The sequence below is a fragment of the Galactobacillus timonensis genome, from assembly GCF_900240265.1.
Lineage (GTDB): Bacteria > Bacillota_I > Bacilli_A > Erysipelotrichales > Erysipelotrichaceae > Bulleidia > Bulleidia timonensis.
The window spans coordinates 409,404-431,627 of record NZ_LT964739.1; the positions used below are offsets into that span (position 1 = coordinate 409,404).

Annotated in this window: 17 protein-coding genes, 1 tRNA gene and 1 other annotated feature; of the genes, 5 read left to right on the forward strand and 13 right to left on the reverse strand. The window is 49.2% G+C overall.

Annotation, left to right across the window (positions count from 1 at the left end):
• Positions 1 to 3: 3 nt before the first annotated feature.
• The 3 genes from C1714_RS01905 to C1714_RS13925 form a co-directional block, all read right to left on the reverse strand.
• A complete protein-coding gene (locus C1714_RS01905) occupies positions 4 to 1,494 on the reverse strand; it encodes a monomeric [FeFe] hydrogenase (protein ID WP_102341602.1) in 1,491 nt (496 codons plus the stop codon).
• Between the two features lie 33 nt (positions 1,495 to 1,527).
• Complete coding sequence (locus C1714_RS01910; protein ID WP_102341603.1) at positions 1,528 to 2,097, reverse strand: DJ-1 family glyoxalase III; 570 nt, start codon at positions 2,095 to 2,097, stop codon at positions 1,528 to 1,530.
• Positions 2,098 to 2,661: 564 nt separating this feature from the next.
• Complete coding sequence (locus C1714_RS13925) at positions 2,662 to 2,838, reverse strand: hypothetical protein (protein WP_167849892.1); 177 nt, start codon at positions 2,836 to 2,838, stop codon at positions 2,662 to 2,664.
• Positions 2,839 to 2,953: 115 nt separating this feature from the next.
• Here C1714_RS13925 and C1714_RS14195 point away from each other — a divergent pair, with 115 nt between their 5' ends.
• Complete coding sequence (locus C1714_RS14195; RefSeq protein WP_210115232.1) at positions 2,954 to 3,067, forward strand: type II toxin-antitoxin system prevent-host-death family antitoxin; 114 nt, start codon at positions 2,954 to 2,956, stop codon at positions 3,065 to 3,067.
• Positions 3,068 to 3,292: 225 nt separating this feature from the next.
• Here the strand turns inward: C1714_RS14195 and typA are convergent, their stop codons facing one another.
• The 4 genes from typA to C1714_RS13930 form a co-directional block, all read right to left on the reverse strand.
• Entirely contained in the window at positions 3,293 to 5,140 is a 1,848-nt protein-coding gene (gene typA / locus C1714_RS01925; RefSeq protein WP_102341605.1) for a translational GTPase TypA, read from the reverse strand.
• Positions 5,141 to 5,247: 107 nt separating this feature from the next.
• The gene (locus C1714_RS01930; protein ID WP_135567865.1) at positions 5,248 to 10,503 is read right to left on the reverse strand and encodes a beta strand repeat-containing protein; all 5,256 of its coding nucleotides are present in this window, start codon (positions 10,501 to 10,503) and stop codon (positions 5,248 to 5,250) included.
• Between the two features lie 275 nt (positions 10,504 to 10,778).
• Positions 10,779 to 12,092 carry a D-alanyl-D-alanine carboxypeptidase family protein gene (locus C1714_RS01935; protein WP_102341607.1) on the reverse strand — a complete coding sequence of 438 codons (1,314 nt, stop codon included), beginning with the start codon at positions 12,090 to 12,092 and terminating at the stop codon, positions 10,779 to 10,781.
• A gap of 71 nt (positions 12,093 to 12,163) precedes the next feature.
• On the reverse strand, positions 12,164 to 12,340 hold the full coding sequence (locus C1714_RS13930) for a hypothetical protein (protein WP_167849893.1): 177 nt from the start codon (positions 12,338 to 12,340) through the stop codon (positions 12,164 to 12,166).
• A gap of 72 nt (positions 12,341 to 12,412) precedes the next feature.
• Between C1714_RS13930 and C1714_RS01940 the strand changes: the two genes are divergently transcribed.
• The 3 genes from C1714_RS01940 to C1714_RS01950 all read left to right on the forward strand — a co-directional run bounded on the left by C1714_RS01940 (position 12,413) and on the right by C1714_RS01950 (position 14,672).
• A tRNA-Leu gene (locus C1714_RS01940) sits at positions 12,413 to 12,496 on the forward strand.
• 137 nt (positions 12,497 to 12,633) lie between these two features.
• On the forward strand, positions 12,634 to 13,731 hold the full coding sequence (locus tag C1714_RS01945; protein WP_102341608.1) for a CobW family GTP-binding protein: 1,098 nt from the start codon (positions 12,634 to 12,636) through the stop codon (positions 13,729 to 13,731).
• Entirely contained in the window at positions 13,731 to 14,672 is a 942-nt protein-coding gene (locus tag C1714_RS01950; RefSeq protein WP_102341609.1) for a TIGR03943 family putative permease subunit, read from the forward strand. Before C1714_RS01945 ends, C1714_RS01950 begins: the two co-directional genes overlap by 1 nt.
• Before the next feature lie 626 nt (positions 14,673 to 15,298).
• Here C1714_RS01950 and C1714_RS01955 read toward each other — a convergent pair.
• Complete coding sequence (locus tag C1714_RS01955; protein ID WP_102341610.1) at positions 15,299 to 15,760, reverse strand: hypothetical protein; 462 nt, start codon at positions 15,758 to 15,760, stop codon at positions 15,299 to 15,301.
• A 260-nt stretch (positions 15,761 to 16,020) separates the two neighbouring features.
• Positions 16,021 to 16,257, forward strand: a binding site (T-box leader).
• A 68-nt stretch (positions 16,258 to 16,325) separates the two neighbouring features.
• Between C1714_RS01955 and brnQ the strand changes: the two genes are divergently transcribed.
• The gene (gene brnQ, locus C1714_RS01965; RefSeq protein ID WP_102341612.1) at positions 16,326 to 17,624 is read left to right on the forward strand and encodes a branched-chain amino acid transport system II carrier protein; all 1,299 of its coding nucleotides are present in this window, start codon (positions 16,326 to 16,328) and stop codon (positions 17,622 to 17,624) included.
• 85 nt (positions 17,625 to 17,709) lie between these two features.
• On the opposite strand, the gene C1714_RS01970 is transcribed toward brnQ, so the two are convergent.
• From C1714_RS01970 to C1714_RS01990, 5 genes are all read right to left on the reverse strand, one after another.
• Positions 17,710 to 18,783: an ABC transporter permease gene (locus C1714_RS01970; protein ID WP_102341613.1), complete on the reverse strand. Its 1,074-nt coding sequence runs from the start codon at positions 18,781 to 18,783 to the stop codon at positions 17,710 to 17,712.
• Entirely contained in the window at positions 18,780 to 19,652 is an 873-nt protein-coding gene (locus C1714_RS01975) for an ABC transporter ATP-binding protein (RefSeq protein ID WP_102341614.1), read from the reverse strand. The genes C1714_RS01970 and C1714_RS01975 overlap by 4 nt, the downstream gene beginning before the upstream one ends.
• A gap of 57 nt (positions 19,653 to 19,709) precedes the next feature.
• Positions 19,710 to 20,888 carry a HAMP domain-containing sensor histidine kinase gene (locus C1714_RS01980; protein WP_102341615.1) on the reverse strand — a complete coding sequence of 393 codons (1,179 nt, stop codon included), beginning with the start codon at positions 20,886 to 20,888 and terminating at the stop codon, positions 19,710 to 19,712.
• A complete protein-coding gene (locus C1714_RS01985) occupies positions 20,876 to 21,550 on the reverse strand; it encodes a response regulator transcription factor (RefSeq protein ID WP_102341616.1) in 675 nt (224 codons plus the stop codon). The genes C1714_RS01980 and C1714_RS01985 overlap by 13 nt, the downstream gene beginning before the upstream one ends.
• 93 nt (positions 21,551 to 21,643) lie before the next feature.
• Positions 21,644 to 22,222, reverse strand: coding sequence for a TetR/AcrR family transcriptional regulator C-terminal domain-containing protein (locus tag C1714_RS01990; protein WP_102341617.1), 579 nt, complete (start codon positions 22,220 to 22,222; stop codon positions 21,644 to 21,646).
• Between the last annotated feature and the right edge of the window lie 2 nt (positions 22,223 to 22,224).

The following is a 22,224-nucleotide window of genomic DNA, read 5'->3' on the forward strand; positions in this document are numbered from 1 at the left end:
GGCTTACTCCTTAGGATTGTTCCCTGTCTTGGAAACCGTAATGTCATAGGAATGGAACGAATAGTGATCCAGAGATTCTTCGATGGTCGTATCCTTGTTCGCAAGATTTTCCTTTGCCATACGACCCTGTGCCACTGCCGCATCCACGATGCATGCCGGTCCGCCAACGCAGCCGCCTTCGCAGCACATGCCTTCCAGGATGTCGCCCTGGAACTTGCCGAACTTCATCAGCGTCAGCTGCGTCTTGCATACCTTGCCGCCATTGGCTGCCACAACCTTGTAAGGCGTCGTATCACCATGTTCCTTGGCCGCCTGCAGGACCGCTGCCGCAACGCCGCCGGAATGCGAGAAGTTGCGTCCGTAGTTGGAAGGAATATCTTCAAAGTCCCCGTGAACATCGGACGGATGAATGTGCTTTGCCACCAGCATCGCCGCCAGCTCCTCAAAGGTCAGAACATAGTCGACCGGCGTCACCTCTTCCATGCCTTCCTGTTTCTTGGCCAGGCACGGTCCAATGAAGACGATGCCGTGATCCGGATGATCCTTCTTCAGCTTGTATGCCAGAGCCGCCATCGGCGACATCGTCGTCGACGTATTCTTCTGATATACCTCCGGGAAATGCATCTTGACCATATTGACGAAGCCCGGGCAGCACGACGTCGTAATCGGCGTACCCGCATCATGGTGCTCCTTCAATTCCTCATACTCATGGTCCGCTACCGCATCCGCACCTGCCGCAACCTCATAGCACTTCTCAAAGCCGAGCATCTCGATGGAGTGAATGATCTGCGGCAGCGACGCATTGTCAAACTGTCCCTGAATCGAGGGCGCCACGATCGCGTAGCACGGCGTATGCATATGCAGCAGCTGGGCCACCGGCACAACCCACGAAATATCCTCAATTGCGCCAAACGGGCACGCTGCCTCACAGGCGCCGCAGTTGATGCACTTTTTCTCATCGATCTGAGCAAGGTGATGCGAATCCCACGAAATCGCATTCACCGGGCAGTGCGCATAGCACGGCCGCTCCGTCATGACAATGGCATTGTACGGGCAGGCCTTGACGCAGGCACCGCACTCCTTGCACTTGGAATAGTCGATCTCACTGCGCTGCAGACCGATATGCATCGCATCAAAATGGCACGCCGCCACGCAGCTCTTCGCCATACAGTTGCGGCAGTTATCCGTCACCCGGATTTTGTAGATCGTGCAGCCGTCGCATGCCGCATCAATGACCTGAACGATCTGACGCGGATTGTACGGAGCCGTATCGCTTGCCATCTTTCCGCCCGCCAGTCTTACGCGCTGACGAAGAATTTCCCTCTCCTTGTATACGCAGCACCGTACACGCGGCGAATCCAGCGATACCAGATCATGCGCATACGCATTGATCTTCGCCTCATCAATCTTTCCCTCTTCAAATGCCTGCTTCGCATAGGCGACCAGAACGTCGAACTTGAACATTCTGGCCGTATTTGTAAACATGTTAGCCATCCGTCTTATCTCCCCTTCGAATACAACCCCGTCTCAATTCTGCTTCAGATCACGGAAGCGATGCTCATACTGAATCCCGTAATCCACATGATCCAGCGCCTCGGGCGCAATATTCTTTACGATCATCCGCGCAAACTCAATCGTCGCCCCCATACCGCGGCCCGTAATGACATTGCCATCCTGCACCGCAAGTTCCATCTGATAGCTGCCGCCGTAGCTTTCATCATCAAAGCCCGGGAAGCACGTATACTTCCGCCCCTTGAGCAGTCCCAGATGACCGAGAATCGACGGCGCCGCACAGATCGCGCACATCAGTTTTCTGCTTTCTACCTGCTTCGTTACCGCATCCTTCACCGCATCATTGGCTTCAAGGTTCTGGGTCCCAAGCTTTCCTCCCGGAAGAATCAGCACATCATACGACGACAGATCCGTATCCTTCAGAAGCTTCTCTGCCATCAGCTTCACGCCATGAGACGTAAGCACCTCAAGGCTCTCACCCTCTGCGACAAGATCGACAGAAACCTTCGCCCGACGCAGAATATCAATCGTAATCATGGCCTCGCAGTCTTCAAACCCCGCAGCCAGAACAATTGCACAGCGCATATTCAAACCCTCCGCTTGTTAAAATTATAGCATTTTGCATCTGTCGCTTCATCATAAAAGGAACCCGCATCTCTACTGCAGGTTCCTTTGACTCAACGTCTGCTTGCAATTCCGGGATTTTGTGTCCGCGCGTACACAGCTCAGCTGCAGCACCATATCCGAAATCGACTTATTGGAGATAAATTGTACATCCATACTGATCTATGAGAATACTTGTCCGGCACCATACCGTCCTCATTTCTTCTCATCACATTCTCTGCAGCTATGCAGTGTCTGGACCACCATGGTCCCATCAGCAGACGTACTGCTCCATTTTTTATGCAGGCTCGCCAGCAGATTTTAATTCAGGCGGCGCTGCCTCCTCGAATACCCGGTCTACGCATATTTCTATGGCCTCCCAGAGGGTAACGGTGATGCTGTGACCTTTCTCTTTTGATACCCTCTTCTTACACCCTTTTTATAATCGATAATCCGATAATTGTAACCCCTTACATTCAAGTTTTTTTATGCTATATTGATTAAGTTGGGAAAGGTACGGGCTCCGGGCAATAATGCACGGAGCCTTTATTCTGTGTCATTCGCAAGATTCAGAGATCTATGCAGGATATCCTCCTTCACATGTTTCAGACACGCCTTGCATACCGGAATCAGAAAGAGCGCCCCAAGCGTCCATGCTGCCTGATCCGCCCAGCAGATTGCCCGCAACCATGTTTTAATGCAAAGAACACTGAATACTGCCACAGTGCCAAGGATGCTTCGCAACCCATTCGCAATATCAAACATCTAATATTGATCGATATATATTGTTCGCTTTTTGACGATCGTTTATATTTTGGCCATAAAGAGGAGGTATATCATGAAGGTGACAGCCACAGAGTTTAAAACGAATATGGGCAAATATCTTGATTTGGTTTCCCAGACCGATATCTATATCACAATGAACGGCAAAGTAATCGCAACGCTGACATAGCCGAACCATGATCGTGCTGCACTCCTTGACAGCCTTGCAGGCAGTCTTCCGGAAGATTCTGCAGCAGATGAAACCTCCCTTAAAGAAGAAAGGTTATCAAAACAATGATTGTGATGGTCGACACAAATATCTCCATCAACATTTTCAGGCGGGGAAAGCCGCCTTTTCTTTTGGCAGGACGAAAATTGTGCCTGTGAAGAAGCCTAAAAAAAGAAGCCCGATTTCTCAGGCCTCTTCCTCTTCCTTGGCAAGCTTGCCAAGCGCACGCGCATGACGACGGCGGTCAATCTCCGTCAGATACCGCTTGCGCACACGGATGTCCGTCGGCGTAATCTCAACCAGCTCATCATCATTGATGAACTCGATCGCAGACTCGAGCGTCAGAATACGGGGCGGAACCAACTTCATCGCCTCATCTGCACCCGTGGAGCGGATGGACGTCATATGCTTGTTCTTGATGGGGTTGACACCCATATCCATATTCTTTGCCGAAACACCAATGATCATTCCCTCATAAACCGGCGTCTGCGGACCGATGAACAGCTGACCACGCTCCTGAATATTCCAGAGCGCATACGTCATGGCCGTACCCGTTTCCGTCGAAATCAGAGCACCGTTCTCACGCTGCGGAATATCCCCCTTCCACGGTTCATAATCCGCCAGACGCTGCACAATCGTACCCTCACCATGCGTCAGGTTAATGAACTGCGAACGATAGCCGATCAGGCCGCGCGTCGGAACCATGTACGTAATCTTCGTATAGGAACCTTCATTTTCCATATCTGTCAGAAGACCCTTGCGAAGGTTCAGCGACGAAATGACAGCGCCCGAATAGTTATCCGGAACATCGATCACAACCTCTTCGACCGGCTCACAGGTAACGCCGTCAATCTTACGCAGAATGACCTGCGGCTTCGAAACGGCGACCTCATAGCCCTCGCGGCGCATCTGCTCCAGAAGAATCGTCAGATGCAGCTCACCGCGGCCCGATACCTTGAACGTATCCGTCGAATCCGTCTCTTCAACACGCAGACCGACGTTGACTTCCAGTTCCTTCTGCAGACGTTCACGGATATTGCGCGACGTCACATATTTGCCGCTCTGTCCCGCAAACGGAGAATCGTTCACCATGAAGTTCATGGACAGCGTCGGCTCTTCGACCTTGATCATCGGCAGCGGATCAGGCTGACCGACCGGGCACAGCGTATCACCGATCGAGATGTCCGGAATACCCGAAATCATGCAGATTTCGCCGCACTGAATCTCCGGCACATCAATCCGCGACAGGCCCTTATATACAAAGATCTGATTCGTCCGTCCTTTTCCGGTCTTTCCTTCGGCATTGCATACTTCATAGTCCGTTGCCGCCTTCAGCGTACCCTTATAGATACGTCCAATGCCCAGACGACCAATATAGTCATCATAGGCAAGGGCGCATACCTGCATCTGTACCGGCTCATCACGCAGATCCGGATAAGCCTGCGTATGGGCAAGAATCGTCTCAAACAGCGGCACAATGTCATTGTTCGTATCCTTGTTCCAGTCATAGCGAACAATGCCCTCACGGGCGACGCCATAAAGAATCGGGAAATCCAGCTGATCATCCGTCGCATTCAGGTCCAGGAACAGATCATAGACCTCATCAACGACCTGGTCCGCCCGCTGATCCGGCTTATCCATCTTATTAATAAGAAGAATCGGACGCAGACCGATCTCCAGCGACTTCTGCAGAACGAAACGCGTCTGCGGCATCGGTCCCTCAGCGGAATCGACCAGCAGAATTACCGTATCAACCGTACGGATAATGCGTTCCACTTCCGAAGAGAAGTCCGCATGCCCCGGCGTATCAACGATATTGATCTTATAGTCCTTATACTGTACCGAGCAGTTCTTGGAATAGATCGTGATGCCTCTTTCACGCTCGAGTGCATTGGAATCCATGATGCAGTCCACAACCTTCTCGTTATCCTTAAAGACATGCGACTGCTTCAGAAATGCGTTAACAAGCGTCGACTTTCCGGCGTCTACGTGCGCAATCACAGCGATATTAATGACCTTCTGATAATCCATCATCCACCTCACTCGAAACGTTGTTAATTATAAATATCCTGATGCCAATTGACAACCGCGCCGCACATAAACAAGACGCCCCGAACACCATTCATCAGGGCGCCACATTTTCATTCACCGCTTCCGGTTACACCGGTCTGGGGACTGAGCTTCCTGCTCGAAACCGGCGGAGCACTCTCCAGAACACATGCTTGCGCAGCTTCATTCCAAACATAGCCGTCCCCATAGCCATCGTCCTGGCATGTGCGGCCAGCCTCCTTCGCCGCCAGCGCAAACACCGTCAGCGTACCAAGCGACTCACTCTCAATCTCATAGTTGGTAGCCAACGCACTGCCATAGTCAATGACATAGGTATTGTCCGACGATCCTGCCGATGTCTGGGAGCCGGTCATCACCAGACGCAGACCATCACTTTCCACCGCTCCGCTCAGACTGCCGCCAGCTGTCAGCGCCGTACCGTCATAGTCCTTTGATGCGCTGTATGTCACTACGCTCAGCTTTCTCGGAACGATCTTATACTCCTCGGAGACGGTCCCGGAATAGTTGCCGCCATCCACAGCCGTCACCGTCACCTGAATTACGGAGCCGGCATTCACAAAGTCACCCGACACAACCGAATAACTCAACGTATAATCCGTACCTTTCACAGGTACAGGTGCAGACGGATCCGCGCCGTTTTCAAATGACAAAGCCCTTACCAGGAAAGATATTCCGCCCAAAGATGAAGCCGCCCGTTTGGCGGAAGAAGCGTACTGTGACGTACCAACGTCATATGCAACGTTCGGTATCAGTTTCTGTTCCTGCCCGTTATAGACCGTATCTGCCACTGGTTCGACCGCCAGAGAAGCAGGCACAATCCGCAGCGTCCCGCTCACCGTCGTAATATTACTGAAGTTGCTCGTCACATCCTCACCATTGCGCAGAATCTTCACTGAAGACACTGTATGATTGCCTTCCGCATAATCCGTAACATTCGTCACCGAACCTGCCAGTTCGGCCTCTGTCGAAAATCCCTCCGGAAGACCCGACACCGAATACAGGCCCGACGTCAGCGGCTTACCATCATAGATCTTCACCTGTGACGCAGCCGTAACAACAATCGGCGACGTATTCTGTGTCACGCTCAATGTTCCCTCAATCGGAACAACACTGTAGTTGGACAGTTTGAAACCTGCCGGATATTTCTCCTTCAGCGTCGAAAGATCCGGGATCGTATTGGGCGAATCTCCGACCTCCGTCTGCGAGCCGCTTGCATAAATATCAAAGCTCTCACCCGGCGCAAATCCATCACCACCGACCGTTACCGTCGAATCCGCAAGAGGAGTTCCATCATATTCCTTTGTGTCACTGGCTGAAGTCAGAATCAACAACCGCGGATACACATTCAGCTCGCCATCGATTACCAGCGGATCCTCGAAGTTTTTTGTCACATCCTGCTTTGCCGCATCCAGCAGCTTATAGGATGTCACCATGACATAGGCCGATCCTGCATCCGTAATCGACTGCGCATCATCCGAAGAAACCGAGGATCCATGAAGCGTCAGCTTAGCCGTCGCCGAATATCCGTCAAATCCACTCGGAACAATCACGGAGTATGTCGCCGTCAGCGGCTCACCGTCATAATCCTTATAAGGAGAATCAGCGATGATCACGAATGTATTGGAAGCCTTCGTAATCTTCAAAGTACCCTCCTTTTTGTAGATCTCATAGTTATCCGCTTTAAAACTCTCCGCTGTTTTATAGCTGATCGCGTTGACCACACCGTTTTCATCGGTAACATTCGTAGCAGCTCCTGTAGCTGCGATTTCACTAACCTCACCGTCCACGAAACCATAGCCTTCTATCGTTACCGTCGGTGCTGTCAGCTCCTTGCCGTTATATTCCCGGGTTACACTCTGCGAAATCAAACCTACCGGGCGCTTTGTCACAGTCAGCGTCCCGTCATTGGTCTTAATATTTGTAAACTCTGTTGTTACTTCATTTCCGTTGCTGTCTTTGATGATGTACGAATCAACCGTATTCTTGACGCTTCCAACATCGGTAATACTGCCGGATGTCATAACGGAAATTGTAAAACCGGAAGGCAGACCCGCAACGTCCGCGCCGCTTTCCGTCAATGCTTTCCCATCATAAATCTTCGTCGCACTGCCGGCTGTAATGACAATTTCACCCCTGTTGGCAAGGACCGTCAACGTTCCCTGTTCCATCTCAATCGTATAATTATCAGGTTTGAATCCCTCTGCCGTCGTATATGTGATCGTATTGATTACGCTGCCAGACGTTGTAATCGTTCCCGTCGCCGTAATATTACTGACTTCACCCGCCGCAAAGCCATCGCCGCTCACCGTCACATCCGGCGCCGTCAACGCCTTACCGTCATACACTTTGCTCGCACTCTGGGATGTTAGTTTTACGCTGCGCTTCAGAATAGTCAACGTCCCATTTTTCAGCGTCACGCCTGAAAACTGATCCGTTACATCCTCGTTATTGTTGTTGGTATTGAAGATCTGATAGCCGGTGATTGTGTTAAAGGCCACTCCGACACTGGTTATCGAGCCGGCAGTTTCTGCCTCTACTTGAAAGCCATCCGGAAGATTGGACACCGTATACTGGTTCGACGTTAACGCCGTACCATCGTAAATCTTGCTGGCATTGTCAGCCTGAATCGTGATCACAGTCGTATTCGGAGTAACTGCCAGTATTCCCTCATTCATCTCGATTTCATAGTTGTCCGCAATAAAACCGGAATTAGGCATATAGGTGATCGTATTCGTAACTCTGCCGACTTTGGTAATGGTGCCGCTTGCCTTAATATCACTGACTTCACCCGGCACAAAGCCATCGCCTCCAACCGTCACACCCGATGATGTCAAAGGTGTACCGTCATAAGCTTTTTCAGCTCCCTGTGACGTCAGCGTTACGGAGCGCTTTGTAACCGTCAGCACACCCGGCACTGTTATGACATTTGAAAAATATTTCGTCACATCAGTACCGGCACTGTCCTTGATCGTATAGGAAGTGATGTTATTGGCAACGTAGCCCACATTAGTGATCGTACCGTCCGTTGTAGCGGAAACGGTCATTCCATCCGGCAGACCTTTGCTTGTTGTAATGGCAGTCGAAGTCAATGCTGTTCCGTCATAGACCTTCCCGGCGTCCTTCACCGTCAACGTGATTTCGGATGTATTTGACGTTATCGTCAGTTTTCCTGGCTTCATTGAAATCGAATAGTTATTTTCATTAAAACGATCCTTTGTCGTATAGCTGATCGAATTGTCGGCACTGCCTACTTTCGTAATCGAGCCCGTCGCCTTAACGCTGCTGACTTCACCATCCACGAAACCATCACCGCCGACCGTCACCTGATCATTCGTCAGCGCAGTTCCGTCATACTCTTTCGTATCGCCGGCTGATTCAAGGGTTACCTGACGCTTTTTGATAGTGAGAGTGCCCGGCGCAACGCTGATATGAAACCCAGTCGTAACATCCCTCCCCTGAGAGGTATTAACCTTGATTGCACCGTCAGGTGTGGAAACTGTATTGGTGTAGGTTCCGACCTTTGTGCCTTGAGCCATTTCATTGGTTACATTGCTCAAACCGGTAACCTGATACGTCGTACCATTGAGGGTCACATTTATTGAATTTGTACCTGCCTCGACCTCGGTTCCGTTCACGGTAAATCCAGAAAGACTGTGTTCCTTTCCATCATAAGTAACCGTATCATCCTTACCCTGAATCAGTATTGTCTGTGACTCAATCGGGACCGACACACTGGCGCTGCCGGTCTGTGCCACAGAAGTAGTAAATTTGGCGTCAGGGAAAGAATAGGAATACGTCAATCCGGAATAGATATTAAAGTTCACCGCCTGCTTCGCACAGTCTTCTGCAGTCACCGTATAGGAAAAGCTTCCGGTCCATGTACCACTTCCCGTCTTCGCAAGGCTCGAAATCTCAATCGACGTCCCATCGATCTCTGCATAGGTTGCACCACTGGTCAAAGAAACCGTGATCCCCTTCGTCTTCGTCTCAGTAGGCGTGATCGTTGCTGTAACAGTGATGGTGTCTCCCGGTAGAACCTTTTCCTTATCGCTCTTTGCCGAGACACTGATGCCGACCGGCTCCGTATCAACCTTGAACTCAATTCCAGCATTATTGTCAGCGGCACGGTAATAGCCGAACACGATCTGATATCCTTCTGCATTTGCCCGCTGAATCAGGTTTTTGAATCCCGCATAATTTGCAATGGAGCCATAGCCGCTGAAGTTTCCATTCAAACCTTCAATCGGATAGAAGTTGTTCAGCGAATTACTGGAGTTGAGACCCGTAATCAGATACCCGTCCTCCGCCTTGGCAAACACCAGCAGGTTACCCCGCACATTGTTGCCGCTGCGGAAACTCTTCAAAGTTACCGTTTCACCGCTGGTGATCGGCGTCAGAGGAACCAGATCCGCATTGCTCGTATCATCATAGACATTATTGCCGTTATAACCCTGGTTCCATGCCGCAATGGCCACCTGCGCATGGTCAAAGGTACCCTTTACCGTCGTATCATAGCCGCTGCTGATGGAGCCAACAACATAGTTTGAAAACGACGAAGCCGCAAACTCCGCTCCGGTATCATCAACTTTTGCGTCGGTGACTTCACTGACCTTCCCCGAATCATCCTGATGCAGCAGATAGAACTCATCACCATCTACCGTCGCATTGGAAGGAAACGAAATTGTCACGTGGACCGCATCCGTCTTAACCGGCTCCACTTCCGCGTTATCTGCATCATAGAACGTGATATTGACGCCTGTCGCATCCACGGTGCCGGCCCCAAGAACCTGCTGCGCAATCGCCATCGCATCCGCACTCTTAAGGTCACTCACCTTCATCGTCACATCCTGTGCAAAGGCGCCTGCATCGGCGACAGCCGTAACCTGAATATGTGACGCCGTTTCCGCGGTATAGGTCTGTGAGGCGGTTGTGACTTCTGTTTCCTCCGGCTCCGCATTTAAAGCAGCCGCATCATCCGCGGTCGCATTTGTGTCAGCAGAATCCGTCTGCGTCCCATCGGTATTTTCTACATCTCCCGACGCAGGTTCCTGATCGGATCCGGTTGTATCCGTTGTCCCGGTTTCCGTTGTTGCGCCGTCTGTCGTTCCGGTTGTTTCTGTGTCTGCGGCGTCTGTACCAGTATCTGTACCGTTATCGGAAGAATCCGTGGATGTTCCCGTATCGGCAGTATCTGTCGACTCCGTCGGCCCGGTCGTTTCCACGGTCGTCGTACCGCTTCCAGTATCTTCTGCATAAACCGCTGTATATGGGCTGACCAGATTCATCAGCAACAACGTTGATAATAACAATCCATTCAATCTCTTCATCGCCTGCCTCCTTCCCAAAAACCGAAGAATAATAAACGATCGCATCAGATACTAGGATCAATATTTGTCAATGTCAAATAAACAGATTTGTTAATTTTGTGTCATATATCTTTTATTAGATATTTGATGCAAAAATACATGTAACAAGTGGATTTAAGCTATATTGCATAATTCATTCCCCGCTTTTGCCAGATCCGTAGGAAAGCTTTCCACGCAAAAACCGGCTCCCGCGTTCAGCCAGAGCCGGCACAGCACCATTTCAGTAACTGTCTCATTTATTTCCTGCGCCGCGATTTTCGAACCAGCACAAGCAACATCACCGCAACACCCGCAAGCAGCGCAAGCGCACCGCCCTTTTCCTGCAGCAGCGTACGTACACTGCCGGCAAACGTCTTCGTCACCGTCGTATCCAGATACAGGTCACTCTCAGCATACAGACGATCATAGGCATAGATCTGCACCTTACCGATGACGGTACCTTCGCTCACCGGCGCATCGATAACTTCAGGCACATCCACATAAACATGCAGACTGGAATCTGATGGAAGAATGCCCGCAACCGTCTCTGCCGCCACCGCCTCAACCTGCGTCATATCGCCATTGCGCACCCGGAGAGATACCACCGGGTTTCCTGCAACGACCGGCTCCTCATACGCGTAATGCGCACCGTAATAGTTATAGATCGTGGCCGCATCCTCAATCGCCGCCGGATAATAATACGGCTCCTTGTAGGCATGGGCATTGATCAGCAGAAGGTGCAGACTGCCCGCATCACAAAGACTCGCCAGACAGTGACGCGCCTCAATCGTATAGCCGCCCTTGCCGCCGATAAAACCCGGGATCGAAAAATGCGTATCCCATGCCGGATCATATTCATCGAGATAGAACAGCACATAATTATCCATCGACAGCCCGTCAGGATACGTCTTCACCGGCGTCGACACATATTTCCGCGTATGGATCACTTCCATGAACGTTTCATTCTGCATACAGTACTTCAGCAGCTTCGCAAGATCCCGGCACGTCGAATAGTGGTTATCATCATGCAGGCCCGTCGTATTAACGAAGTGGGTATCAAGCATCCCAAGCTCCTGCGCCTTCTGATTCATCAGATCAACAAACGCCTCTTCACTGCCGCTGACATAGAGCGCCAGCGCCCGGCAGCAGTCCGCTCCACTCGGCAATAAGACACCATAAATCAGATCCAGCGCCGTCGGCGTATCACCATACCAGTAGCCTGCCCGATTGGCGCTTGCCTCAATCAACCCCGCCAGCGTCGTCCGCGTAATCTCAATCGTCACATTTTCCGGATCCGGAATGTTCTCGAGCGCAACAATCGCTGTCATCATCTTAGTGAGACTCGCCGGAAACATCCGCTGAATACTGCCCTCATCCAGCAGGACACTGCCCGTATCCAGATCCTCAAGATAGTAATATTCACTGCTCAGCGTCAATGTTTCTTCCGGCGCATACGTGGAAGGATCATCAACCACCGTCGCCGTCTGCGGCTTACCACAGCCCGCCAAAAGCAGCGATCCGCTCAGCACTGCTATAAAGAAACACTGCCCCATGTTCCTATACATCGTCATAGTCAAAGTATACAGGAACAGTCAAAAAAAGAAGCACGATCCGGCGGACACTGTGCCCAACAAATCGTGTTTCATCCCAAAAAAACACCTCCAGTTTCCAAGAAAATCGCCAAGGTTGTTTTGCCGGGTTTCGTAAACGATGCCGCCTGCGCCAGCACAAGCATGCTTATCCTGACGAATTCTTTAGAAAAAAACGGTTCCAGCAACCAGAAAGGCATACTATGACATCTGCGCATAGCGTCAGTCATAACATTGACACAGCATATCTACGCATTTTCCTTTGACGAACGAAACACAGCCTGTATATAATAATCAGGCACGCGGCAGTGGTGGAACGGTAGACACGCACGCTTGAGGGGCGTGTGGAGAGATCCGTGCGGGTTCAAATCCCGCTTGCCGCACCATAACAGATCAAAACCGCATTTCAACAGAAGTGCGGTTTTCTTGTCATCTGGTCGATATCGCGAGATTGTCAAAGCACAGAAGGCGACAGAAAGAAAGGCATTGCTATAATGATTAGCGCAACGAAAGTGAGGCAGATATGACAAAAGTAAACGTCATCTCAGGTTTTCTCGGAGCAGGGAAAACAACATTGATTCAGAAACTTCTCAAAGACGTATTCAAAAATGAAAAGGTTGTCCTCGTCGAAAATGAATTCGGCGAAATCGGCATCGACGGAGGATTCCTCAAAGATGCCGGCATCATCGTCAACGAAGTCAACGGCGGCTGCATCTGCTGCACGCTGCAGGGCGACTTCCAGACTGCACTTGCAAAGGTACGTGACACCTACCATCCCGATCACATTCTGATCGAGCCGTCCGGCGTCGGCAAACTGTCCGACATCCTCGGTATCGTCAAGTCGGTTGACGGCCTTGAGCTTGACAGCTACAGCACCGTCGTTGATGCCAAGCGCTGCAAGACCTATCACAAGAACTTCAAGGAGTTCTTCGACGATCAGATTGCGACCGCTTCCTGCGTCATCCTCTCCCGTACTCAGATGGTCGACGAAGCAAAGATCCAGGAAGATCTCGATATTATCCGCGAACTCAACCCGGATGCGCGTATCATCACGACGCCATGGGACGAGCTGACCGGCGCCGCCATCTTCGAAGCCATGACGGGCTCCTCCGACGGCTTCCCGGCAGGCATTGAAGCCATCGAGCCTGATGATGACGACGATGAGGATGATCACGAACATGAGCACGAGCATCACCATGATCATGACCATGAGGAACATGAACACCATCATCACCACGATGACGATGCCGAAGCAAAGGCAAATGAAGGCCTGAGCGAAGGCAACCGTATCCATCTCGGCGCCGACGAAGATGAACACGAGCATCATCACCACCATCACCATGACGGTCTGGATGCGGATGATGTCTTTGACTCCATCGGCATCGAAACCATCAACAAATATTCAAAAGAAGAAATTGAAGCTGCCCTCAAGCAGCTGCCCGACAACATTGTCCGCGCCAAGGGCATCGTACCGTCCAAAGACGGCGGCTGGCTCTTCTTCGACTATGTTCCGGGCGATACCGATATCCGTGAAGGAAGCGCCGCCTACACCGGCCTCATCACTGTCATCGGCGAACATGTCGATGTCGAGCAGATGAAGAACCTCTTCGGAGTCCATTGATGCCGACACCTGTCTACGTCTTTACCGGCTTTCTTGATTCCGGAAAAACAACGCTGATCCGCGACACTCTCAATGATCCTCAGTTCATGGAAGGTGCGGGACGCACGCTGATCCTGCGCTTCGAAGAAGGTGACACTGAATTCGATGAAGAATTTCTCACGTCGCACAACGCATTTCTTGAAACGTATGACGACGTTAACGTTCTGACAGCTGAAAAGTGCCGCGAACTCGACACCATTTATCACCCGTTTCAGGTCTTCATCGAATGGAACGGAAGCGAGCCGCTGACGGAAACCGTCCTCAAAGACATGCCCGACTTCTGGCCCCTCGTCGAAATACTGACGACGGTCGACGGAAGCACCTTCGCCTCCTACATCCAGAACATGCGCTCCATGATGTTTGAGCAGCTGCGCTACAGCGACGTCATCATCGTCAACCGCTGCACGCCCGACATGTCCGGCACCATGTTCCGCGGCAACATCAAGGCCATCAATAAACGTGCCCAGATCTTCTATGAAGGAAACTTTGGAGAGCCTTGCGAATTCAAGGGAGGAACTCTCCCCTTCGATTTCAACGCCCCCGTCATCGACATTCAGGACGATGACTACGGCCTCTGGTACATGGATGTCATGGATGATCCCGAAAAATACGAAGGCAAAGAAGTCATCCTCCGCGGCGCCTATGCCGAAGATATTCCCGGCTATCATCAGTCCTTCGTCCTCGGGCGGCGGGCTATGGTGTGCTGCCAGGCAGACACCAGCCTCTGCGGCATTACGGTTACCGGCGTCAAGATCAATGAAATGAAAAAGGACGACTGGTACAAGGTCAAAGGAAAGCTGAAAACCGTCGACCTCGAAGGCGGTGGAAAAACTGTCGTCCTCTACGCTGATGCTGTTCAGTACTACACTGCCCCGCAGGATCCATACGTTTATTTCAGTTAAGGAAAACGCAGCCGTTCCGCTGCGTTTTTTTATTTCCGTTTCAGATGATAGATATGTACACCTATCGTTCCAAGGCTGCCGTTATGGAATGTTTCTTCCGCGTCATAACCTTCATTCTTCAGCTCTTCCATCTCTTTTTTTGCCCGGATCCGATCCCCAGATCAGCCAGTAACCATCGTTCCCCATCCATCTGTTCCAAAGTAAAACCACGGGTTAATCTTATCACTGCCTCCAATCCTCCTGCACGCCTAACTGCTTAGCATTCAGGCAGATAGACGCAAGCACATCAAGCACCATTACAGACGTCGCTTCCGGTAAGCACCGCGAGACACCCTCGACAACTATCATCATTTTCGGTCCACCACAATATAAAAGCAGCGAGAATTATTTCTCACTGCAGTATACCCAAAACCATATCTCCCCGCTCGCTATCGTCACGTCAGAGAACCATCTGACGCATCGAAACGAAGGGAGGTTCAAACTCATTGTGTCACCTGAGCCGTTTTCAACAAAGCTGCCTCACAGCCGCAGGGTTCAACTTCATAAAACGTAATGAACCACAATGTAGATTACAACGCCAGTAATGAAGCCAAGAATACCAACAATCTTCAATTTCTTATCTGACTTCATCGGCAGTACTCCGGTTTCCATCCATACATCGGATATCCCATACAGACAGTTTCTTTCGGGATCGTGACTATCGAACTATACGGTTTATTCAACACAGACTGAATAGCTGCCGCTGCCCATTCTGCACCTGATTGTACGGTCGCCGCGATTACAATCCCGTCAACAACCGTTGATGTAATATATCCAACCAGTATTTTTCCAATGTAAATCGCAATTGTAGCAGTAACAGATCTGGCTTCGATCGGGGTTACAGACAAACGAACATAATTTCCATTTTCATCAATGCCGTACGTAATATACTGACCGGCATAGGGAGATTCAGGACCCAACTCATAGTTCATCTGCTCCTCAGTTACAACCTGAGGAACATCAAGCGTATCCTCCGCATGAACTATTCCATTAGGAAGGGTAAGCATTAGGGAAAATGCCATAACTGAAGATAGTATTTTTCTTAACATTAGTCTCCATCCTTTTTCATTAATTATTCAATTATCATAAGCTTTTCCTCCTCTTCGAGATCGCGGAGCAGAGCGGTTTTGTACAATTATTCAACCATACTTTCCTCACTGCTTCAATTTTTACAATTCTAAAAATTTCTTTAGGAAAGACACCGCAAGACCCACATCAGAACAGTAATCAACGATCCTGCGCAGCATCCCACTGTTCCCCTGAAAAATCACGATTGACAACCATAACCATGACGATTAATATCAAAAACAGAACGACGTTGATGAAGAAAGTCCTGCCGCAAACAGTGCAGAGAGAGTCCTACAAAGGTGGAAACGGACGATATGCGCAGCAGGGAAGTCACTTCAGAGTCTGCAGGCGAACGGAAACAAGTAACCTGTTACGCATGGCAGCGTTAAAGGCCTATGGCTTGTCGGAGCCGGAAGAGTGGCATGAAAATATTCATGCAAATTGAGTGGTACCGCGGTGTATATCCATCGTCTCAATGCAGTCTGAGACGATGGTTTTCTTTTCTCAGACTGAATATCCGATCAGAGAAAAGAAAGGACATCGATTATGAAACACAGACTTACCACACAGGACATTCTCCTCGTCGGCATCACCCTCTTTTCCATGTTCTTCGGATCCGGAAATCTCATATTTCCACCCTGGCTCGGCTTCCAGGCCGGAACCGCAACCGGAAAAGGTCTCGCCGGAATGGCGATCACTGCCGTCATCTTCCCGGTTCTTGGCATCATTGCCATCGCCCAATCCAAAGACCTGCGTACCCTTTCCTCAAAAGCTGGAACGACCTTTTCCACCATCTTTACCATTCTGATTTTCCTTGCTCTGGGGCCTGGGCTGGCCATTCCAAGAAATGCCGCAGTCTCCTTTGAAATGGCTATCGTCCCCTTTATGGATACGATACCCATGTGGGTACGTATCGCTTACTCCATCCTTTTCTTTGCCATAGCATTACGCATGTCGCTTCATCCAGACAGCCTCACGGATACACTTGGAAAGATTCTCGGACCGCTGCTTTTGGCAATGATTGCAATTCTTCTCATCGGCTGCTTCCACAATTACAGCGGAACCTATGCCGCTCCCCAGGCCGACTATGCCACTACTCCCATCACCCAAGGTTTCCTGGAAGGCTACAACACCATGGATACACTGGCCGCTCTCAACTTTGGTAACATCGTTGTCCTCAACCTGAAGAAGCGCAACATCAGCGAACAAAACGATCTGATTCGTGGAGCCTGCACAGCAGGTCTTATTGCCGGCTTCCTGCTGTTTATGATCTATGCAGCGATGGCAAATCTAGGCGCCCTGAGCGGATCCATCTTTCCCAATGCCACCAACGGCGCCAACGTATTAACCAATATTACATCTGCTCTTTTTGGCACCACCGGCATCCTTATCCTGGGTATCATTTATATTCTTGCATGCTTAACAACCTGCATCGGTCTGTTGTGCAGCTGTGCCGAATTCTTTGCCGAAATTTCCAGAATTTCCTATCGAACCTGGGTCATCCTCTTTACTGTCGCCAGCCTCGTCATGAGTATCTCTGGCCTCGATCAGATTCTAAAAGTAAGTGTACCGATTCTTGTTGCACTGTACCCCATTGCCATTGTCCTCGTCATCCTCGGACTGTTCAAAGATCGTTTGGCTTCATTTCCAAAAGTCTTCCCATGGGCCATTGGCACCACGACCATCGTCTCCATTGTTCTCGGTCTGCAGGCCGCCGGCATCGCCATTCCCTTCCTCACGAATCTTCTGACTTCCATCCCTCCTTCCGCTGATCTTTGCTGGATCATTCCCGCCCTCATCGGAACTCTGATTGGTTTCCTGCACTCGTTTCTGCTGAAAGACTAAAAATAATGGCTTTGATTTTGGCATTTCACCACTGCAATGTTCTAACTTTGCACGAATCCGCTGTTAACGAATCTGCGCAAACGCTTTATAAAATCTGGTGCTTTGCAAATACATGGCGAGAAACAGCTCCCCCAACCCCTAAAAACAGCAGTGCTGATGGAATTGCCCACACCGCATACAGCATACCATTGCCCATTTTCTCCACTGACAAAAGCGAAACAGCCTGGGCTTGATACAAGGGTAACAGCGCAATCAATCGGAACAATGGATTTTCTTCTGTGACCGGAAGAAAAACCGGGAAAAGAAATATTGCCTCAGATAACGCCAAAGCCTCAATCTGATTTTTACTAATTGCAGATATCAGCAGGGTAATTCCTGTTACGCTGAGAGCACAGGTAAACCCCAGCAGTATTTGATATCTTAGCAACGACCCGCAGGTGATATTAAAAGGAATGAGCCCCTCTATGTAATCGCCCGGAGCGAACAGAATACTGCAATCCAGTCCCTCCGTCCCGTAAAATGCAAGAGCAATAATCAGGTTAACAGCCGCAGCCAGTGCGGTAGTACTAATTGCGGTGAGAATGGCCGCAACAACCTTTGCACTCGCGCATTTAGTTTTTCCGTACCTGCTTGTCAGAATGATATTGTCAACGCCTTCATATTCGCCGGAGAAAACCGGTGCAAGCATGATGATTATCACTAGAGCAAGCGCAATAAAAACCCGCGCCATGTTTTTACTTGTTGAAAGCCAACCGTCTACATAGCCAATTTTGATTGTTTCATTGCCAAACACATCCGAAACACTTAATCCATTCCAATTACCGTCTTTATCAGAGAATCTGGAAAAGACCGCCGACTGTACAGCGTTTTGATACAGGTACATTGCATTGAGCCCGTGCAGATCATGCGTTGGCGCAAACTCATTCATCATTCTCTGTACTTTTTCATCGGTCAGTACTCCCTCGTATTTCGCGGCAATTTCCTTGTCGATTTCTACCGCCGTTCCCCCTGAACCTTCCCTTATACCGTCAAAGGCATATTTGTTTTGATAGGTCGAAAAAGAAATCAAGACAGAAAACAAAAGTAATCCCATCAGAGCAATCAAAGATAAGCGCTTTGAAAACATTTTCCGCAGTTCAAAAAGAATCAGTTTTTTCACTTTTCACACCCTCCGAAATAGAACAGATACAAATCTTCCAGCCTGGGCTGCACGCTTATCACATTTTCTATAGGCGGACGACTTCCAATAATCCGTAAAACCGTTTGGTTTCCACTGATGTTACGCAGATTGCTTGTATTGTAGGCAGCCGCATATTTTTCCGCATAGACAGTCGGAACTGTACATTCCCATACTTGACCGTCGATTTGTGAAGTAATCGCATGCGGATTTCCAAATTGAATAATTCGCCCGGATTTCATCATAATGATTTCCTCGGCGATAAACTCAACATCAGAAACAATATGCGTAGACAGGATCACAATGCGGTTTTGGGAAAAGGCGCTGATCAAATTGCGGAAACGGACGCGCTCTTTTGGGTCGAGCCCCGCCGTCGGTTCATCTAATATCAAAATCCGGGGATCATTGAGCATGGCTTGCGCAATACCTAAACGCTGCTTCATCCCCCCTGAAAAAGACTTTATTTTTTGCTTTCCTTCATTTGACAGGTCCACTGCTTCTAACAGCTCTTTCGACTTCTTTCGCGCCGCTATCTCGTCCAATCCTTTTAGGGCAGAAACATAGAGGAGGAAATCAAATGCCGAAAAATCCGGGTAATATGCGAAGTGCTGAGGTAAGTAGCCCAATAGAGTACGATAGTGTTCACCCAGCCCAACTATGTTTTTTCCGTTTAGCAAGATTTTCCCGGAAGTAGGATTTTGAATATTGCAGAGTAGACGCATAAGCGTTGTCTTCCCTGCTCCATTTGCCCCCAGAAGCCCGTAGACCCCATTTGTTAAGGTGATATTCAAATCGTCCACGGCGGTTTTCAAGCCGAACTTTTTTGTCAGTCTGATTGTTTCCAGTTCCATAAAAATACCCTCCATTTGTTTCACGGAGAGTATAAAGGGGAGATATCTACTTTTTATCTACAAGGCGAGTGATTTGAAATAAGCAGATACACTCGCTCCATCAGCGGTATTCCGAATGCGCAAATAGCCATTATGACGTTCACAAAGCAGTTTGCAAATATATAATCCAAGTCCAAAATGCTCAGAATGATTGCATTCCCGCGTGAAATACGGGTTTGCCGCTTTTTGCAGACTGTCTTGATCAAAGCCTTTACCATCGTCCGATACCGAAATCAGCAGCCCGTCATTATGAACAGCAAAGGATATTGTCACCAAAGTCCGAGCATACCGCACAGCGTTTGAAATCAGGTTATTGAAAACCCGTGAGATAAATGCACTGTCAAGAGACAGTTGTAAAACAGGAATGTTATTTTGTAGAACAAGTTCTTTTTCGCTTTTCTTACAAACGATTTTTGCACTGTCACACAAAGAAGATACCAGCTGCTGCAAGTTAATCAACCTGTACTCTGGCTGCGTATCTTCCATACGACTCAGGCTGCTCATGCTGCTTACATAGTTTTCCATACGGGAGATATGTTTCCCCATTGTGACGGCAGTATCCCTGGTTTGGGGATTTTCACTCGCCTGCAGTATTTCGCTGCAGCCTTTCAGCACCGTCAGAGGAGTACGCAATTCATGAGCAAAAACCGCGTTGAGTGCTTTTCGTTCCTCCGCCTGACGCCACATTGTAGAAAAATTATTGGCAAGGGTTGCCCGCATCAGTTCAAAAGACGTGCATAGCTGCCCCAGCTCATCTTTGCTGTCATAGTCTATCGAAAAGTTCAGGTCACTGTTCGATATTTTTTCTGAAGCCACCCGCAATTCAGCAAGCGGTTTTTTCAGCTTATTTCTATAAAATAACAGCGCAGAAGCAATCATACAAAGCGCAGAAAAGATCGGTGTAAAAAACTCTGGAAAAATCTCCAGTAAAGCAATGGTACGCTCGTCCGCTTTAGACATCCGGACAGGTTCTGTTCCAATGTAAGTTCCCTCGCCCAGCTGCTCTCCCTGTTCATTCGTCAAATAATACTTTTCACCGGACGCAGGATAAGATGATCTGATTTTTTCAGCAGCACCTTCACAAACTATAGAAACAACTGCAGAAAAAGCAACTGCGAGCACAGCAAATGTGATCACATAGAGAATAAGGCTTTTTCGAAGAGATAAGTCCTTCCTGTGGCTGTCTATTTTACCCATTTGTAACCGCACCCCCAAACCGTTTCAATATATACGTGGTCCGTATATGCAGCAATTGCCGACCGTATTCTGCGGATATGCTCAGCTACAACACTGCTGTCGCCCTCGCTGTCATAACCCCATACGCACTCATAAATCCGCTCTTTATCAAAGATCTGTCCCGGGTTTTGTGAGAGCAGTTCCAAAATATCAAACTCCTTCTTCGCAAGACTGATACGCTTATCGCCAAAGAACAGGCAGCATTCCGAATAGTCAATCGTCAGATCTCCGGAAAACCTGACTTGCGTTTCAAAATTATGTCGGGCTTCCCGCCGCAAATGAGCACGCACCCGAGCTTCCAGCTCAACAAGTGAAAAGGGCTTCAAAATGTAATCATCACCGCCCGCAGCAAAACCTTTCACCTTATCTGCATCCTCAATTCGAGCAGTCAGAAACAGGATCGGACAGGAAACATAATCGCGAATACGCTTGCAAACTTCCAACCCGTCCATTTCAGGCATATTGATATCAAGCAAAATAATATCCGGATTATGTTCCACTTGCTTTAGTGCGTCCGCGCCATTATAGGCGGGCAGGACAAAAAATCCCTTACCCTCAAAAAAACTTCCGAGCATAGAAACAATATCGCATTCATCGTCAGCGATTAATATTTTCGCCGCCATTTTACCTGCCTCCTGACACACAAGTGTAATGCTTAATTTTCAATTATTTATCAATTTTCCAACAGTCTGTTTACAAGCAAAAAAAGGAAGCACTCAATGAGCACTTCCACCATCCTGAATCACAAGAAAATCTTCCATCGAATTACTCATCAGATCCATAATCCGCGTCCGCATCTCATGCACACTGTCCGGTGTCTCTCTTTGAAACACAAACTCATGCAGATTATAGGAAAGGGCCGCCGCATAATATCCCGATAAATAACGGTTAGAGTACTTATCCAGATGCCCCGCCCGGCGGTACTTTTTAAAGTACGCTTCCAGCAAAAGCGCCAGATTATCATGAACCATGCCTTCAAAGCTGTTCTGACCCGTCACATTGTACGCAGCCCGATAAAAATCACGGTTCTCTGCCACCGTCTTCAGAATACTGTCAACGATCTGAGCCATCTGTTCCTGCGAAACATTGGTGATGTAGCTTTCGCATACATCCGCATAAACGATCGCATTCAGGCAATCATATTTATCCTCAAAATAATTGTAAAAGGTAGCTCGGATGACACCAGTCTGATCACAGATCTGCTTGATCGTAATCTTTTCAAACACATTTTTCCGCATCAGATCACGCAGATTTTCACAAAGAAAGCTGCGCATCATCCCCTTGTGATTTTCCATTC